A 17,971-nucleotide genomic window follows, 5' to 3' on the forward strand; every position below is an offset into this window, starting at 1 on the left:
CAAATCTATAGAGCACCCGCCCTTTAGCCGATTAATTTAAAATTAATAAAAACAAGACACACCAATGGCCACGGGGGAATATGTTGTGCATCGGTCTTTTGATCTGGCAAAGCTGTCCAATGCCCTGTTCTTTTTGAGAATGGGGCGAAGGGGCTGCTTTGCCGATTTTTTATGCTGGCCTGTCTGAAAGCGACGAATCTAAATAAATGTTGAAGCGCCTGCTTCCAGCTCTATACAATGGGTAAAGCTCAATCAAATCGGGTTGATGCTTCAAGACAGCTTGTGTATTCAAACCAACACTATCTTTGGCTTTCTTCCACACCACTGAACCACGGCTGAATACTGCACGCTCAGCATCCTTCATCATCATCTGAATCTGATGCTTAAGTTCATCAAATCGCTCCTGCTTATGCTGAATCTCTTCTTTCAGTTTGATCAACTTATCAAACATGAGATTGGCGGTTTCATTCTGTGATAGATCTTCAACTGTCAGTGGGACATGACTTGGATATAGCCTTTGGATTGCTTCCGCTGCCGATGCACTTGCATCGACCGATGGCGGTGTATCGTTTTCCACACATTCCCAGAAATAACGTTCTGCATTGATGATGTGCTCAATCACTGATTCAGATCGTGTGACCTTAAAGATTTTGGTTTCATGTCCACAGAGCAATACACAAACATGGGCTGCCAGTTTTCCTGTCACAGCCAATTGATGCTGCACCTGACACAATACATATAGCGGTACACCATCTCGCCATAATTTGGCTCCATGCTCCCCTGCAGTTTTACATTCAAGAATTTGCACTTCCTCATTGCCAACAACGGAGTAATCCAAGTTTGCCAACATAAAGTGCTTGTCAGGATCCGGATGCTGTAGAACAGCATTCACACGGCGGACCTTGGAATTGGTGTGCATGCTGTAATACTCAGCGACTAAGGGTTCCAGTTGCTTGCCCCAATACAGTGGTGCAAGACCCGAGCTCTCATCTTCAATCGACTGCGTCTGACGGCCTGTTTTGATCAGCCATAGTTCAAGCATCGACATGTAGGGGTTTAAACCGCATGCTGTTGCAGCATCACTGCTGCCAATACCTTGTTTACGGACTTCAAGCCAATCCTGATAGGCCATATCTTTGGTACTGACCAAACGTTTGGCTGTATTGGAACGCTTAGCTGTGATTAAGGGATTTATTGTTGGTTGTGGAGCTTTCTGGTGTGTTATTGGGATCATTTGATTCATTGCGACATCCTTATAAATATAGATTTCTGTAAATATTGAACGGCATAAAAAAACCATACCCAGCTTCATGCTGGGTATGGTTGATATGAGGTGGAAAGTATTTAGTTAGATATGGCTTAGGCTAAATGTATCTCAGGCAAGCAATGCCAAAGCTTGCTCTAAGCCTCTTTGTTTCAGACTTGCACCTGCACCAAACCATGCTGAGTCGAGACGATGATCTGTACTCATGGCACGACGTTCATGATCAACAAATTCCGTGATCGAACAGAGTAAGCCATAAGCCGTATCCTTAGCCGATGAAAGATCTGCTCCTCGTCCCTGACCATTAAACATGTCGAGTGCTTTAGTCATCGCTCTTCCATTTGGTTCAGTTTTGTTTTGCTGTGGTGGGTTGCTTGCCACCTGACGGTAGAACTGAATAATGTTCTCCTCAGGATCTGCAATAGACATGGTGCTGTTATTGAAGACTGCATCAAAGTAAGCTTTGGCTTCCTGCTGACTCACTTTACGCTGGCTTAATTGTTTCATTTCATACATGTGATCATCCCATGCACGCACTGAAACACCCAACTGCTGTTTCACTTTCTCTGCATCGAACTTGGTGCTGTGCGGTACTTTGACCACACCTGAACTTGCAGTTGCGCCTTTCAAAGCAATCGCAAGCGTGTTATTGCACACGACACGGATACTGGTAAATTGCGCTGTTGTTGCCAAAGTTCCATCGCAGGCCGACGCAAGCAAGATATAGCCATTACTTACATCCTTGCCTTTCAACGCTGTACTTTGACCTGTACGCGCCAATGCCCAGAACTTCTTACCGCCCTTCAAGACACCTGCTGTTTCAAGCTCGAAGCCTGATTGTTCTGTTAGATCACGATAGAACTCCAAAATCTCTTTTGGTTGAACTTCCTGATAACGCTGACTAACCACAGATAACGGTGCATGGGTATCTGAGCGATACAGCACGCGCTGTTCTTCAAATGGCATGATAATGCTTTGACCTCGCTCATTCTGAGCCATATAACTGACATCAGATGTTTCAATACGCCAATCCATTCCTGCCTGCTGCGCCCAAACTTCCAGAGGTTGATTGGGACTCAGCTGATTCCCTAAGCCATGCCAAGGCGTTTCACCTACATAGGCGATTTGTTCAATTTGATGGGCCATTGATTCGATCTCCTATGCTAGCTCAGCGAAAGTTCTGCTGACATTGGTTACAGCGGTAATAGGTCATCGTGACAGGCTTTTTCGGCTCTTCAAATACACTACTGAATAAACCACCAATGACTGCACCTGCTAGCCCACCAAGTAACGGTGATACAGGCAAAGGTAAGCTCTTTGAGATGGATGCACCAATGGTGGCAAACGATGCAGATGCTGCAAGACCTGATGATTCAGTTCCATTCACTTGTTGATTCACCACTTGGATGACTTGATCGGATAGGCAGTAAGGACAAGTTAAACTCATAAGATATACCTCAAAAATGAAAAAAGGCTTACCGCATGGCAAGCCTCTGATTTGAATGTCAGGGGGAAATAAACATTCTTCGTTCATGTTAATGATGTATATCTATGATTTTTTGGAATCCCGTTATCTGCGCCCTGAGCCACCTTTACTAAACTTCCGCATGCCCTTCAAAGGAGCTCTTAAGTATTGATCATCTTTATCAGGATCAGCTAAATAACCTATTGCTTTTAACGCGTTCCCTACCTCTTTAGAGTTACGCCTTTCAATCATTCCAATACCTAACTGATTCAAACCCCAATAATACTTTTTATGCTCAGCTTGATTGCAGTTATAAAACTGTCCACACCCTCCTGTAATTTTATCTTTCCACAATTCACCAATGCACTGCCCTAAGTAAGAATCTCGATTACGCAAAGAACCGTTATATATCAGCAACAGATGACAATGATACCCTCTGCTTTTGCCACCCTGCTCTAGACGATAGACATACCCGACCTGATCCTTAAAAATAGTATCCTTATCCTGAATGCGGCTGACCAACTTCTTAATATCACGATTGAACTGACTTATACTCGATTGAGCCAAAGCTCTGTATGACAGATCAACTCGTACCAATAGCAGCTTACGATGACGCTGCAACAGCTCATTAAAATAATTTTTTAAACTTCCTTGGTTATCTCGAATCTGATCAATGAATCCATCCAAGAAGCTTTCCTGCTTTTCAGCCAACTCCCGCTGAAAGCATTGAAATACGCTCTTACTTTCAAAGATCTCCTGATCCTCACAAGAAATATTTTCAGGGAGCAGATTGAAATAGGCTTGTACTAAAGGGCTGTATTTACAGTCTGGATTGTGAACAGCTATTGCTTTTCTTTTAAGTGCATCAAAGTCCGACTGGAAATCATTCCAATGGTATTTTCTTCTAGATGCCATAAGCATGAAGTTTTCAATATCAAGTAAGGTTTGTGCTTCGTTCACGAATGTATTTCCTATGTTTGGTGAAAGACATAGGAATCACTGCTCAGTATTTTTTACACATGAACGTAAGCATTGAACTCAATAAAAAAACCTTCATCATTTGGAGTGATGAAGGTTGATTAATAAGATTAAGTATTTAATAAATATAAAATATATATCCTAGCAATTTTAAAAAGGCCCGAGGCAACATCAGAGTTCATGCCTTAAAATTTCTGCTTCTATAGCAAACATTGAAATCCCAACAATTCTTCCTATTTTTATGGAAAGGGATGAAGCGGAAGTTAGGTTCTAATGAAAAGCAATCCTATATAATCCATTATTTGAATTTAGATACTCGTATTGGTTTCATCTGCCGCTTACGTTCTACCTTTACTACTCTCCTTGATCGTTCACTTATATCCGATTTCGCAATAGGTTTTCTTTCATCTTCCTCTCTGGATGTTTTAATAGGCTCACGTACTGATTCAACAACATCACTTAAAATACTCTCATCTACTTTAGAAATATTTTCGCTAAATTCTTCACTATTTTGTTTTAAAGGACCAGAGATAACTCTTTGAATCTCGTTGAAGTCACCTATTGCAGAGCTAGAGTTTACATATCCCTCAGCAACTCTCTTGGAGCTGTCATTATTTTCTACAACCGACGATGCCTGTTTATTAGCCCTTACTCGAGTCTCTCGTCCTTTTTTGTGAAGACTTAACTTCGCTTTTACTTTTTGTTTTTCGCCCCAGAATCAAACTGTCTTTTCTCGGCATAAGTGACAAATCTAGTTCAGCAATTAAAATATGTGGAGCATAGGCATAAAATTTAGCAATGGTCTCAATCATGTATTGCTTGTTTCTTTTTTGATTTGGGTAAATTTCCAAATACTCATCATTCAGTTCACCCGTTAGTTGTATTACTTTCACAGACTTTGCCACAAGGCATACATCACTGAAATCATCAAAAGGATTTACCAGATCATCATTCTTTTTCTGTTTTGAGATGTAGGTCTGAATTTGCTCAGTTTTTTTGACTACATAGTTACTCCAATACTCTGAAATGTCATTTATCAAATCAGCTGAATTCACTTTTAGATTCGTGTCATTTTTGAAAAATAACGTGGCATCAATATAATGTTCATTGCGATATGGCACATAAAGACCAACATGGCCAAGAAGCTTTACTCCTTGAGTATGGCGACGCTTCAAATTATCAACATAATCCCGAAACATTGAATCAAAAACTTTCGCCTTATCCTCGCTTCCTTGTACAAAACCTCCCTCAAATATGAACCTTAATACAATGACATCTTCTTTAAAAACAAGCTCAAGATAATTTTGGATTGATTCTTCTCGCTTTTTAGCCTTTTTAAACTCTACATTTTCTTTTTTTATTAAGTCTTTAAGTACAGATTTCTGATAATTTTTTAGCTCATTTTCCACAGTGGGAAGCGCATCAATTCTTATCACTTCTGGAAAACTTCCATTCATCTCCTTCAAAAAATGATGTACCCGATAGCCAATATTTTTAAATTCAAAACTTTGACTTAAGCTAAACCCCCTCAATAAGTGATTTGCCTTCAAAAAACAGTTCATCATAGTAATAAGGATAAACTGCTGAAAGACTACATTTAGTTTCGAAAACGCTGGTCTAGCATAAAAAGCCTTTCTCTGTTTATCTGAATAGAACAACTCTATTCGTCTTTGATACATTATGCGCGTTAACAACTTCTCAACTCGGATAAAATCATCCAAAAGACTCGTGTAAGCTTTAGGAACCGTTGCTTGTTGATGATATAAAAATTCAATCAAATTAAGTTGATTTATAGCATTAGGTTCTAAGTCATTAATATTGAAATATTTATCAAAATTGGAAACAATTTTTTCATCTATCAAATCATCTAGAAACACCCTAGCCGTATTAAGTTGATCTAATAAGGATTTACGAGTCTTAGGGGGCTTAGGTTGTATGTATATTTTTTCTTGAAAACATCTGAAATCATTAAAAAATACAGAGTATAAATCTACTTGCTCTTTCAGTAGCTCATCACTATCTACATTTAAAAAAAAACTACTGGATAAAAAGTATTTCAGAAACTTATCTCGAAAATTAATTTTCTGTTTTTGGTCAACCAAGTCTCCAACGAAGTGATCTGATGGATAAGTTTTATTGATCATTTTCTCACAATTAGTCACTCTTATTTTTTCAATGCTTCGAGTACCAATATAGCTATGAATCCTTTTAGAATAGTGCTCCACCAACCTCTCTTGAGATTCATAATTTTTAAGTTTGTAAATGACTAAGAATGTTATAGCTACAAAATCGAGACTCAAGACATGTGCATGATTAACAACCAACAATACACCATCATCTTGTGCAAACTCACTATCCATATATCGGCCAAAATCACCTAGAAATTTAGCTGAAAAAATAGATTGATAGTTATGAATCCCATCCTCTAATTGAATGGGCAAACGAACATCAAATACACAAATTCCAAATTTTACTTTCTGTTTTAACAATTGATCGTAACTAGTAAGTAAATTCTCATAAATTCTATTTTGCTCTGCAATTTTTCTATGAAGCCAATCGGACTTTTTAAACTCGTCATTTTCTGTAGTTGAGGCTGACTCTAGAAAAGCACTGTAGCGATCTAAAAAATCAAAAAAAGTTCCAGCATCAAATTTTTCTACGCTCCACATCTTTGAGTCAAAGAAATCTAAATCTTGCAACCCTGCTGGACTTTGTAAAAATTTTTTATAGTTATAAATTCGTGAATCCCAATAATAATGCTTAGCAAAATTTTGAAAGGCATTTGCCATGTCATCAGAAGTATTTAACGCTAGCACTTTATAAAAATTAATAATCTTGATCTTCAGGTCATCATTACCCTGCGCATCTTCATAATCTTTTCGCGTATACGCCGAACGGTCTTCGATTCGTCTAAGAACATGATGTATCTGCTCTAACGCGACAACGGTTTCATTATAAATAGGTTGCTCAGTATATTTTTCACCACCTAAAATTTTTGGTCTCTTATTGGGGAATTTTGCTTTTAGATACGAAAAACACCCATCATAAAATGCATCGGTGTCATCAAGCCATTGCAACTTCATTTTCATCCCCTCAATATTGTCTAGATAATTTTTATTTAAAATTTATTGTTTTATATCTTCTTACTATCTAAAAGGCAATAAAATAAGGTATTTTAGATTTTTAGATACATTTCTATCCCTTAAAAACTTACTTCTTATATAGTTAATATTTTAGTCTTAAATTCTATTTTTTTAACTATTATTTCTTAAAAATTGGATTAGTGCTCGAGTTTAATTCTGTGATGAAAATCTATAAAAATACCCTTTCTACAAGCACTAGCCATATTCAGAAATTAAGTCTAGATATCATTCCCTCAATCAGAAGATAGAAATTTGGCAAAAAAAAGACGTGCTAAGCACGTCTTTTAAGTTTTATTTCCTCACTAAATTATTTTTCAAATCCCATAATTATTTCAACCACTCCTTTACCTTCTCCCCATACCATTCCATGATCTTTACACGCTCATCCCAGTACTGTGCTCGGTTATAAGCAGCACGAATACGGTTCTGTGGTACATGTGCAAGCTGACGTTCAATGGCATCAGAATTAAACAAATTTGACTCATTTAGCACAGTACTAAACAAAGATCTAAACCCATGTGTTGTCATTCTACCTACATAACCAGAACGCTTGATTACGGCCAAAATTGATTCACTGCGCATAGATTCTTTGTTATTTAATCTATGTGGGAATAATAAGTCTTGGTTGTGTGTCAAACGTAGCGCCTGAAGCTCATCAATCATCATATCTGTTAAAGGTACACGATGGGGTAAACCGTTCTTCATACGCTCAGCTGGGATATCCCACTTACGATCCTCTACATCAAACTCATCCCAACGAGCTTGCAGTAACTCACTTACTCGAACACCTGTAAGCATGATCAAAATAATTGCATGATGCGTTTGAGCATCAGCAGGATAGGCTTTAATCCGTCTAAGAAATTCAGGCATTTCACTTTCAGGTAATGACGCTAAATTCTTCACTTTTTTATTCTTAAGCGCATAAACCAAATCACTAGCTGGATTGTCATATCGATAACCGTGGGCTATGGCATATTTCATCACCATACCGCATCGAGATAGCGTACGTTTAGCTACTTCAGTCGAACCTCTAGCTTCAATTTTTTTAATAACCTGCAAAATCTCAGGTGCCTGAATTTGGTTGATTCGTTTATTTGCGAGAGCAATGTAAAGCTCATCTAAAGATGCGCGCACATTACTGATATGCTTTGCTGACCAAGTTTCTCTTTGATTCTCAAACCAATCTTCTGCCACCTCTTTAAAAAATGGCTTGATGTCTTCGTATAAGACTGATTTGGAATGCTTGTATTTCAGCTCAAGGGCAAGCTCTCTTGCTTTCTTTAAACTCATGTCTGGATATAGACCAAGTGATTCTGACTTACGCTCACCATGAACGGTATAGCGTACATTCCAGTATTTTTGCCCTGCAGGTGTCACCAATAATGACAAACCATTTTCATCTGAAAGACGATAACGCTTATCTTGGGGCTGTGCTTTTCTGCATTCAGTATCCGTGAGTTTCATCTGTATATACCCTTTATCTAGACTAAAAATAATTGGGTAAATTTTCCCAATTATTACCCGCAGAAGGCAAAAATTGGGTCACACAGCTTAGGACAGGATCGGACAATACAGCCAATAAAAAAGCCCTTAAACATTGAATTTAAGGGCTTTTTTACATTCAGTCGAACATCTCTGAATTGAATTTTGGTGGAGATGGCGGGAGTTGAACCCGCGTCCGCCAGCACTACGCTCGAGAATACTACATGCTTAGATATCGTCTATTGATTTAGCTCTTTGTGACCCGACGAACAGGGTACAAATCGCGATCCTTTAAGATTTAGTATAAGACCCCAAGGCTTGATCTTATACGGACTTGTGTGCGTTCGCTTCAGTCGGGACCCCTAACCACAAGTATTCAGGGATGCGGACAAGCTGCCCTTAGGCAGCTAGAGCGTAAGTTTCGTCGTTTGCGACTAAAATATGCAAATTTGATTTACGAGAGAAAATGCGCTCTCGACATGCATCTATGAGTTTCATCACCAGCGTCGAAGCCAGAAACATCCCCAAAGTAGCGTCATCATAGCATAACTGCAAAAAATTGCGATGCAATTTCGAAACAATTACACATTGATCTGCGCTTAATTACATAATTGCGCTAATATTTTATTTTTCAAGACCGCAAAAGAAAAATATATGAGCTATTTATTGGCACTCGATCAAGGAACGACTTCAAGTCGTGCGATCATTTTTAACGAACATGGACAAGTTCAAGCTACAGCTCAACGGGAAACCCACATTCAAACTCCACATTCAGGCTGGGTGGAGCAAGATGCTCAGGAAATTTGGAGTACCCAAATTGCCGTCGTACAGCAAGCGCTCGCTTCTGCCCGTATCCTCGCCAAAGACATTAAAGCCATTGGCCTGACCAATCAGCGTGAAACCACTGTGGTTTGGGATAAACGCACAGGTCAACCGCTCGCTCCTGCAATTGTCTGGCAAGACCGCCGTGCAACCGAGTGGTGTGGGCAACTAACTCAACAAAACCTCAATGACCTCATTCACAAAAAGACCGGTTTACGTATCGACCCCTATTTTAGTGCTGGGAAATTGGTCTGGTTATTAGAACACACCCAAGGTCTACGTGAACTCGCAGAGCAAGGTCATGTGGCTTTCGGCACGATTGACAGTTGGTTGGTGTGGAACCTGACACAAGGTGCAGAGCATGTGATTGAAGCAAGCAATGCCTCACGAACCATGCTAATGAACTTGCAGCAACAAGCTTGGGATGAAGAACTCTTAGAATTATTCGATATTCCCCTATCAGTGCTTCCTAAAATCATCAGTTCAGATGAATATATTGCAGATACCGCTACAGGTTTACTTGGCGCAAACATTCCCATTACCGGCATTTTAGGTGATCAGCAATCCGCGCTGTTTGGACAGTCATGCTTTGACGCAGGAACAGCAAAAAATACCTATGGTACAGGCTGTTTCATGCTCTTTAACACCGGCACCGAAGTTCAATATAGCCATAATAAATTACTCTCAACCCTTGCATGGCAAGCTCAAGGTCAAACCCATTATGCACTAGAAGGTAGTGTGTTTATGGCTGGCGCAATCGTGCAATGGCTAAGAGATGGTTTAGGGATTATTCAAAAAAGCAGTGATGTTGAAAAACTCGCGTGCCAAGTGGAGCATACCGATGGCGTGGTTTTGGTTCCTGCCTTTACTGGGCTAGGCGCTCCGCATTGGGACAGTGATGCCCGTGCCCTCCTCTGTGGAATGTCACGTGGTACCAATAAATCCCACATTGCACGTGCCGCTCTAGAGGCCATTGCCTTTCAAGTGTCGGATGTATTGACCGCCATGCAGTCAGACCTGTCTAGTCCACTTAAAGAACTCAGTGTCGATGGCGGTGCCAGTAGCAATGATATGCTGATGCAATTTCAGGCCGATATTTTAAATGTGCCTGTACTGCGTCCTAAACTTTTAGAATCAACTGCATGGGGCGCTGCCGCAATGGCCGGACTCAAAGCGGGTGTGTTTTCAAATCTTGATGAAATTGCTGCATCATGGCAATTAGAACGTGCTTTTGAACCAAAAATGAATGCTGATCAACGTGAATTTCATTTGGCTCAGTGGCAATCTGCACTTAAACGGGCGCGCTCGGATCTTTAATTTTTTCCAATCAACGCCGTATGCAATAAAAAACCGCTCATTCGAGCGGTTTTTTATACTTGATGATATTTAATGTGCATGACCACCACCCACACCTGCTTTAGGCCGCGGACAGAGCCAAATGATCAGTGCAGCGAATATAAAGACACCCGCCAAGACTAAAAACACATGATTGGCTGAAAGCGTTAAGGCTTCTTTATCCACCAAACTGGAGATATATCCCAAAGCAGCTTCTGAACTCATTCCATGATTCACCAAGGTGTTTTGTACCTCAGTAACATGTAAATTACTGACCATTTCACTGCGTGCGACTTTGGTGTGATCATCCCAAATGGTTACTGCAATCGAGGCTCCAATTGCCCCTGCCATGGTTCTTAAGAAGTTCATCAAACCTGCTGCAGATGCCATGTCTTGTGGCAGTACCGATGCCAAGGCCATATTGGACAAAGGAATAAAGAAAAATGGCACGGCAAAACCTTGTAATATTTGCGGTAAAGCCAAAGCCATAAAGTCCGCATCCGTGGTCCAAAAGGCGCGCATAAGGGTGACTCCGCCCAAAATACTTAAACCAAAACTCGACAAAGCACGTTGATCGTATTTGGTTGCAAGCTTCGCAACAATTGGCGACATGGTCAGACTACCGACGCCCATCGTTGCCGTGAGATAACCTGCCCACGTTGCGGTATAGCCCAAGTTGATCTGTAACCACTGCGGAATCAGGACAATACTGCCAAAAAAGGCACCAAAACCAAAGGCCAAAGCCAAGACCGAAATGGTAAAACTTCTGTACTTAAACAGCAGTATATTCACCACAGGATGCCGTTCAGTCAGCTCCCAAATCGTAAAAACGATCAACCCGACAAATGCCGTCAGTGCCAGCACCACGATAAATGGATTATTAAACCAATCTCGCTCATGGCCCAAGTCCAACATCAATTGCAAGGCACCGATCCACAACACCAACAGCAGTAAACCACCGCGGTCAATTTTCAATTTCTGTGTAGGTGTTTCAGCCGTTTTCAGTAAGCGCATCGCTGCGATAGCACAACCGATCCCGACAGGAATATTGATAAAGAAAATCCAATGCCAAGATAAATTATCACTGATCGTACCACCCAAAATTGGACCTAAAATGGGGCCAACCACAGTGGTCATTGCCCACATCCCCATGGCTTGCGATTGCTTTTCAGGAGGGAAAATGCGCATTAACAACGTTTGGCTCAGTGGCATAATTGGGCCACCAAACAAACCTTGCCCAATTCGGCAAAACACCAACATTTCCAAACTGGTCGATAAACCACACATTATCGAAAATACCGTAAAGCCAAACAGGCTGATCACAAAAACCCGTACAGAACCAAAGCGTCCAGCGAGCCAACCGGTTAATGGCACACAAATCGCTTCTGCCACGGCATAAGAGGTAATGACCCATGTCCCTTGGGATGCTGACACTGCAAGGCTACCGGTAATATGCGGCACTGAAACATTGGCAATGGTCATATCGAGCACAACCATAAAGTTCGCCAATGCCAAGACCAAGGCAGCGAGAATCAGACGACCACCTTTCAGGTCAGTCATTTGCATTTGCTGATTCATAGGCAATTACTTCGATTTCAAGTCAATCGTCGCTTCCATAGACAGCCCCACACGTAGTGGGTGTTCTGCCAACTCTTTTGGATCTAAACGTATCCTCACAGGTAAACGCTGAACCACTTTAATCCAGTTTCCTGTGGCATTTTGTGCTGGAATCAAGGTAAATGCTGAACCTGTGCCACCAGAAAAACCAGTGACTATGCCATTAAATTTAACTTTGTCACCATACAGATCAGACGTCAGTTCAACTTTTTGACCCGCTTGCACCCCTGCCAATTGGCTTTCTTTAAAGTTGGCATCGACATATAACTGAGAGACAGGCACCACCATCATTAATGACGTTCCCGGTGCAATGCGTTGCCCAACTTGAATATTGCGACGTGTCACTACACCATCAAAGGGTGCTTTAATTTGTGTACGTTCTAAGTCCAACTGAGCTTGTTGTAGACGTGCTTGTGCAATTAAAACATCTGGGGTTGAATTTTCATTGCTGTCTTGAATTAATGCATCATTTGCAGCTTTATTACTTTGTGCCGCTTTTTGACTAGATTTGGCTTGAGCGAGTCCTGCTTGTGCCACATCAAAACTGGCTTTAGCGGTATTCACAGCACTCTGCGCTGTGCTTAATTCTTCTTTAGAAATCGCACCTGAAGCAGCCAATTGTTGACGACGTTGTAATTCATCTTGTGCTTTATTCAGATCGGCTTGTGCCTTGGCGACTTGTGCGCTTGCACTATGAATTGCATCATCACTGACAAAGATTTGTGAGTTTAAAGAACTACTATTCGCCGCAGTTTGTTTGTATTGGCGTTTTGCTTTAAGTAATTCAGCCTGAGCTTGAGCTAAGGCAATTTCAGCATCACGAGCCTCAATACGAACAAGCACATCGCCTTTTTTCACTTGCTGCGTATCACTCACCAAAACATCTGCCACTTGCCCCGTGACCATCGAGGTAATCGACGCTGTTTCTGCACCGACATAGGCATTATCGGTACTGACGGAATGATTTAGAAATATTGACCAAATCAAATACATCACCAAAGCAATCACGATCAATACAGCCACTATACCAAGGCCTTTTTTTCTGCGTGCTTTTAATTCCTGATCGGTGGGCTGCTTTGTAGATGGGGTTTCTGGCAGGTTACTAACGGTATCTGTCATAGATTTGTCCTAAATCTAGCAGACTTGGTCATGGCATCATGAGCTTTGCAAAGCATGTCAACTTTGCTGTCAGATAATGGTGTCGTGAGAAAGTCTATCTTCTTCAATTTTCCGGCATTTTAAAGCTAAAAAATCATATCCTGAGAATAGAAAATGTAACTCGTCAGTCTTTTTTTCGTCGGCAACAGGATAAAATCATGCCCTGCTGCCAATACTGGACTTTATTTTTTCATTATTTTGAATGTGTTAACTTAAGAATGGCTTAATAGGCATACGATGCAATCGCTGTTGCAATCGCTTTACCTTCATCATTGACCATGGTCATACGCATGGTGCAGCCCTTACGACCTAAACGTAAGGTTTCAGCTCGTGCAACGAAATACTGTCCGCGTCCTGGCGCTAAATAATCCACACGCATATCGACGGTCGCTAAGCGAGATACCTTTTTACTAGTTTCTACTAGATCTTCAGCTGTGGCCTTTTTATACAATTCTGCCATTGCAGAGATACCACCGATACTGTCGAGTAAGGTTGCCGCTACACCACCATGTAAAATTTGGAATGCGACATTTCCAATTAAATTACTGGCCATGTCGACACGTGCTTCGATCTGACCATCAATCACCGTCATTTTCATGGCATTGTGTACAAAAAATGGGGAGCTGTTAAATGCTTGAGCAATGTTATTTAATAAAGTATCGATTTCAATCTTCGAGTTTAGGTCAATATTACCGGTCCAACTCTTATTTACATCTGTCATAGCCTACTCGAATCGCTGTCATTGAATAAAAAAATAATACGGGGTGCGCCAAACCCTCATTATGCGTCTACAATAGTCAAAGTTTAATACTGATCAATGAGATTGTTATGACCTATACGTTCAATCGTCCAGCTTTTCCTGCTACCCGCATGCGTCGCATTCGTAAAAATGACCAGCTTCGTGCCATGGTGCGTGAAACTCAACTGACGACTGATCATCTCATTTATCCAGTATTTGTGTTGCCAGGCCAGCAACAAACTCAAGACATTCCAAGCATGCCAAACGTACAGCGTCTATCTGCTGACTTGTTACTAAGAAAGGCAGAACGTTTACTCGAATTGGGTGTTTCAAAATTAGCTTTGTTCCCAGTTACACCACAGGAAGATAAAAGCTTAACGGCTGAAGCAGCTTGGCATGAAGATGGCTTAGTCCAAAGCACCATCCGCTTATTAAAAAAAGAACTACCAGAAATGGTTCTCATCACTGATGGTGCTCTCGACCCATACACCACACATGGTCAAGACGGTATCATTGATGATACCGGCTATGTACTGAATGATGAAACCGTTGAATGCTTAATTAAACAAGCGCTCAGCCATGCCGAAGCGGGTGCAGATGTGGTTGCACCAAGTGACATGATGGATGGTCGTATCGGTGCAATTCGCCAAGCCCTTGAAGCCAATGGCCATATCTATACCAACATCATGGCTTATTCTGCAAAATATGCGTCTAGCTTTTACGGGCCATTCCGTGATGCGGTAGGTTCTTCAAGCAACCTCAAAGGTGGCAATAAATATAACTATCAAATGGACATCGGTAACCGTGCAGAAGCTTTACATGAAATCGCACTGGATATCCAAGAAGGCGCCGACATGGTGATTGTAAAACCGGGTATGCCGTATTTAGATATCGTCCGTGAAGTCAAAGATAATTTCGGTGTTCCAACATTTGTCTATCAAGTGAGTGGCGAATACGCCATGTTGGCAGGTGCCATTCAAAATGGTTGGCTGTCTGAAAACGTGATTATCGAATCGCTTATGAGCTGCCGCCGTGCAGGTGCAGATGGGATCTGGACTTACTTTGCTGAAGATGCAGCACTCATGTTGAAAGACATGAAATAACCTGCAAAGCCTTCCTGAAATGGTAACGTTCAGGAAGGCTTTTTTATATCTGTAAAATTTAAAAAACAGTCTTGGAAGAAAAACTTCGGCGTTGCTGAAGTTAAGATCAAACTCATACATTCATCGGTTAAAAGAACATGAATATTGCCATTATTGGGGCGGGTATTAGTGGTTTACTCAGCGCATTGGAACTCGTTGAACGCGGTTGTACGGTGACGATTTTCGACCAACAACGCACAGGTTCTGCCGCATCTTGGGCTGGTGGTGGCATCCTCTCCCCGATGTATCCTTGGCGATATCCCAATGAAGTCAATGCGCTCGCACGTTATGGCAAGCAGAGCTACCAAAAATGGAATGAAAAATTAAAACCGATCACTGGGATTGATTTTGAAATTCATGAAACTGGCATGCTGATTTTTGATGAAGATGATTTTGAAATTGGCTTAGATTATGCCCGTTTGCACCAAGACCCAATGCAACAGGCGGAATATTTACAATCCGAGCAAATTGAGCAGATTAATCCTCACATTTCAGCACGCTTTGCACATGGCATTTATTTTTCGCAATTAGCCAACATCCGTAATCCGCGACTTTTGCAGTCATTAACGGCTTATTTACAGCAGCATCCCAAAGTGATCATTCATGAACATTGCCCTATCCGCCAATTAAACCGTTCGGACAATCGTATCCAGTCCATCACCACCGCAGATGGCAAACAACATACAGCTGATCAATTCGTTATTGCCACGGGCGCTTGGTCAGCCGCATGGAGTGAACAACTAGACATTGAGATACCCGTACAACCCGTGCAGGGACAAATGCTTCTCTTTAAAACTCCGCAGAACTGGTTGCCGACCATGTGCATGAATAAAGTCATGTACTTGATTCCACGCCAAGACGGTCATGTGGTTTGCGGCTCAAGTATGCGCCAATGTGGCTTTGATACTCAGACAACAAATACAACCTTGCAGCATATTCAAAAATCCTGCTTTGACATGGTGCCAGAGCTTGCCAACTTTCCGATTGTGAAATCTTGGGCTGGCCTGCGTCCATCTTCCCCTGAAGGGATTCCGTATATTGGGCAGATGCCAAATTTCGACAATCTATGGGCAAATTTTGGGCATTTTAGAAATGGTTTATGCATGGGACCTGCTTCAGCTCAGCTATTGGCTGAACTGATGACTGGGCAAACGCCTTCATTCAATGCAGACCACTATAGTCCGACTCGCCTGTTTCAAGATGCATTGTTAAGCGTCGAATAATGCTCAATAGGTCAATTTCAACTAAGCCAATAAATCCTGCAAGGCTTCTTTTAACGTCGGAAATTTAAACTCAAAGCCTTGCTGTAATAATGCGGCTGGCTGAACCAATTGACCATTTAAAATTAATTGCGATTGCTCACCCAATAAAATTTTAAAGATAGTTGCAGGCACATTGAGCCACGGCTTTTTCGCTAATTGACGTGCTGCAATCTGCGCAAACTGAGCCTGCGTCGTTTTTTCCGGCGCAACTAAATTAAAAATATGCGGATCGATTGGCGTGGGTTCAAGCAACCCATATTTTTTCTCTGCTTGTTTCATTAAAAACAGCATACTTCGGATCACATCTTGTATATGTATCCACACAAAAGGCTGCCGACCGGAACCTATTTTGTTGACCAAATTGAGCTGAATCGGTCGCAGCATTTGCGGTAAGATTCCGCCACCTTCAGCCAAGACCACACCTAGTCGTGTGATAATGGTATTTTGTTCAGGAAATTGGCGTGTGACTTGCTCCCAACTTTGGCATAGCTCTGACATAAAAATGGCTTGTGGTGCAGCATTTTCATCGCACACTTTTGTCCATTGTTCTTCAATATCAATACCATAATAACCAACAGCCGAACCTGAAATAATGCATTTCGGAAAAATTTTACGTTTACGTAAATATTGATACAGCGCTTCTGTGGTTTTGACCCGACTTTCTAACAATTGCTGTTTACGCGTCTCTGTCCAGCGACCTTTGCCGATACTTTCACCTGCAAGATTAATCACATAATCAATTCTGTCATGAGGAATTTGATCGAGCTGCTGTACCCAAGTTAAATGTGGTGATTTAGAAATACGCCCAGCCTTACGACTGAGCCCAATCACTTTATAATCCGCAGCTAAAAGTGCCTTGATGAGATGTGTGCCAATAAAACCGCTGCCACCCGTCAGCAGTACTGTGGGCTGATGCATAATTTGTTCTTATCTATATGAAATAATACTGTTATCTATAGAACAAGATCACCAGATGATCAAGCTTTATGCGCCAAACTTTTGAGAAGCCATCCGCTGTGCTTGCGGACCATAAAACCAATAGGTGATTAAATACAAAGGGATAGCCATCAGTAATAACATGATCACCATTAAACTCATAAACTGAGGATGTTGAACATAGAGCATTAAATTTTGCCAAATTTCAGGATCTTTTCTTGAAAAAATTGCGATACCCAAAAGTACAAAAGCTAAATTATATAACCAAAAAATCAGGCTAAAACCTAAGGTAAATTTTTTACGCTCTGCCTGTGTCGGTGCTCTCTGATTTTTATTTAAAAACCGAAATAACACCACGATCATGGCAATCAGGTAGGGTACGACCGTTAAAATACCACCTACACCCTGTGGCAATAATGCAGCGATCACACCGCAAATACAGGTCATGATTAAACAAATGAAAAAAAACAATAAAAAATAACGTGTTAAAGACACCATGACCCTAACCCAAGAAGAAGTTGACACCTAGTATAAAAAAAAATGCATTTTTTTTCATTTTCATGTCAACCAATCTGTAATCAGCTACGTTATATAGGGTACAAGGTCTGTAGCAACCGATGATTTGGAC

14 protein-coding genes and 1 other RNA gene are annotated in these 17,971 nt (G+C 41.2%); 3 read left to right on the top strand and 12 right to left on the bottom strand.

Annotated features, from left to right (window positions below):
* Positions 1 to 169 precede the first annotated feature (169 nt).
* The 7 genes from FTT77_RS03880 to ssrA all read right to left on the bottom strand — a co-directional run bounded on the left by FTT77_RS03880 (position 170) and on the right by ssrA (position 8,858).
* Positions 170 to 1,243 carry a YqaJ viral recombinase family protein gene (locus FTT77_RS03880; protein ID WP_180108944.1) on the bottom strand — a complete coding sequence of 358 codons (1,074 nt, stop codon included), beginning with the start codon at positions 1,241 to 1,243 and terminating at the stop codon, positions 170 to 172.
* 132 nt (positions 1,244 to 1,375) lie between these two features.
* Complete coding sequence (locus tag FTT77_RS03885; RefSeq protein ID WP_180108945.1) at positions 1,376 to 2,410, bottom strand: DUF932 domain-containing protein; 1,035 nt, start codon at positions 2,408 to 2,410, stop codon at positions 1,376 to 1,378.
* 22 nt (positions 2,411 to 2,432) lie between these two features.
* The gene (locus FTT77_RS03890) at positions 2,433 to 2,711 is read right to left on the bottom strand and encodes a hypothetical protein (protein ID WP_180108946.1); all 279 of its coding nucleotides are present in this window, start codon (positions 2,709 to 2,711) and stop codon (positions 2,433 to 2,435) included.
* Between the two features lie 123 nt (positions 2,712 to 2,834).
* Positions 2,835 to 3,689, bottom strand: coding sequence for an inovirus-type Gp2 protein (locus FTT77_RS03895; protein WP_180108947.1), 855 nt, complete (start codon positions 3,687 to 3,689; stop codon positions 2,835 to 2,837).
* 659 nt (positions 3,690 to 4,348) lie between these two features.
* Positions 4,349 to 6,790, bottom strand: coding sequence for a hypothetical protein (locus FTT77_RS03900; RefSeq protein ID WP_180108948.1), 2,442 nt, complete (start codon positions 6,788 to 6,790; stop codon positions 4,349 to 4,351).
* A gap of 387 nt (positions 6,791 to 7,177) precedes the next feature.
* On the bottom strand, positions 7,178 to 8,314 hold the full coding sequence (locus tag FTT77_RS03905; RefSeq protein ID WP_180010037.1) for a tyrosine-type recombinase/integrase: 1,137 nt from the start codon (positions 8,312 to 8,314) through the stop codon (positions 7,178 to 7,180).
* Positions 8,315 to 8,498: 184 nt separating this feature from the next.
* Positions 8,499 to 8,858, bottom strand: a transfer-messenger RNA (tmRNA) gene (ssrA, locus tag FTT77_RS03910).
* 128 nt (positions 8,859 to 8,986) lie between these two features.
* On the opposite strand from ssrA, the gene glpK reads away from it, so the two are divergent.
* Complete coding sequence (gene glpK, locus FTT77_RS03915; RefSeq protein ID WP_168379050.1) at positions 8,987 to 10,471, top strand: glycerol kinase GlpK; 1,485 nt, start codon at positions 8,987 to 8,989, stop codon at positions 10,469 to 10,471.
* Between the two features lie 69 nt (positions 10,472 to 10,540).
* Here the strand turns inward: glpK and FTT77_RS03920 are convergent, their stop codons facing one another.
* The 3 genes from FTT77_RS03920 to FTT77_RS03930 form a co-directional block, all read right to left on the bottom strand.
* Positions 10,541 to 12,067, bottom strand: coding sequence for a DHA2 family efflux MFS transporter permease subunit (locus FTT77_RS03920; protein ID WP_180108949.1), 1,527 nt, complete (start codon positions 12,065 to 12,067; stop codon positions 10,541 to 10,543).
* A gap of 6 nt (positions 12,068 to 12,073) precedes the next feature.
* A complete protein-coding gene (locus FTT77_RS03925) occupies positions 12,074 to 13,225 on the bottom strand; it encodes an efflux RND transporter periplasmic adaptor subunit (protein WP_180108950.1) in 1,152 nt (383 codons plus the stop codon).
* Positions 13,226 to 13,487: 262 nt separating this feature from the next.
* Entirely contained in the window at positions 13,488 to 13,985 is a 498-nt protein-coding gene (locus FTT77_RS03930) for a thioesterase family protein (protein WP_180026566.1), read from the bottom strand.
* A 107-nt stretch (positions 13,986 to 14,092) separates the two neighbouring features.
* Here FTT77_RS03930 and hemB point away from each other — a divergent pair, with 107 nt between their 5' ends.
* The gene (hemB, locus tag FTT77_RS03935; RefSeq protein WP_111885258.1) at positions 14,093 to 15,106 is read left to right on the top strand and encodes a porphobilinogen synthase; all 1,014 of its coding nucleotides are present in this window, start codon (positions 14,093 to 14,095) and stop codon (positions 15,104 to 15,106) included.
* 137 nt (positions 15,107 to 15,243) lie between these two features.
* Positions 15,244 to 16,368, top strand: coding sequence for a glycine oxidase ThiO (gene thiO, locus FTT77_RS03940; protein ID WP_180108951.1), 1,125 nt, complete (start codon positions 15,244 to 15,246; stop codon positions 16,366 to 16,368).
* A 21-nt stretch (positions 16,369 to 16,389) separates the two neighbouring features.
* Here the strand turns inward: thiO and FTT77_RS03945 are convergent, their stop codons facing one another.
* Complete coding sequence (locus tag FTT77_RS03945; RefSeq protein ID WP_180108952.1) at positions 16,390 to 17,325, bottom strand: TIGR01777 family oxidoreductase; 936 nt, start codon at positions 17,323 to 17,325, stop codon at positions 16,390 to 16,392.
* 66 nt (positions 17,326 to 17,391) lie between these two features.
* Complete coding sequence (locus tag FTT77_RS03950; protein ID WP_180108953.1) at positions 17,392 to 17,841, bottom strand: ABZJ_00895 family protein; 450 nt, start codon at positions 17,839 to 17,841, stop codon at positions 17,392 to 17,394.
* Between the last annotated feature and the right edge of the window lie 130 nt (positions 17,842 to 17,971).

This window comes from Acinetobacter sp. YH01010, assembly GCF_013420775.1.
Classification (GTDB): Bacteria; Pseudomonadota; Gammaproteobacteria; order Pseudomonadales; family Moraxellaceae; genus Acinetobacter; species Acinetobacter amyesii.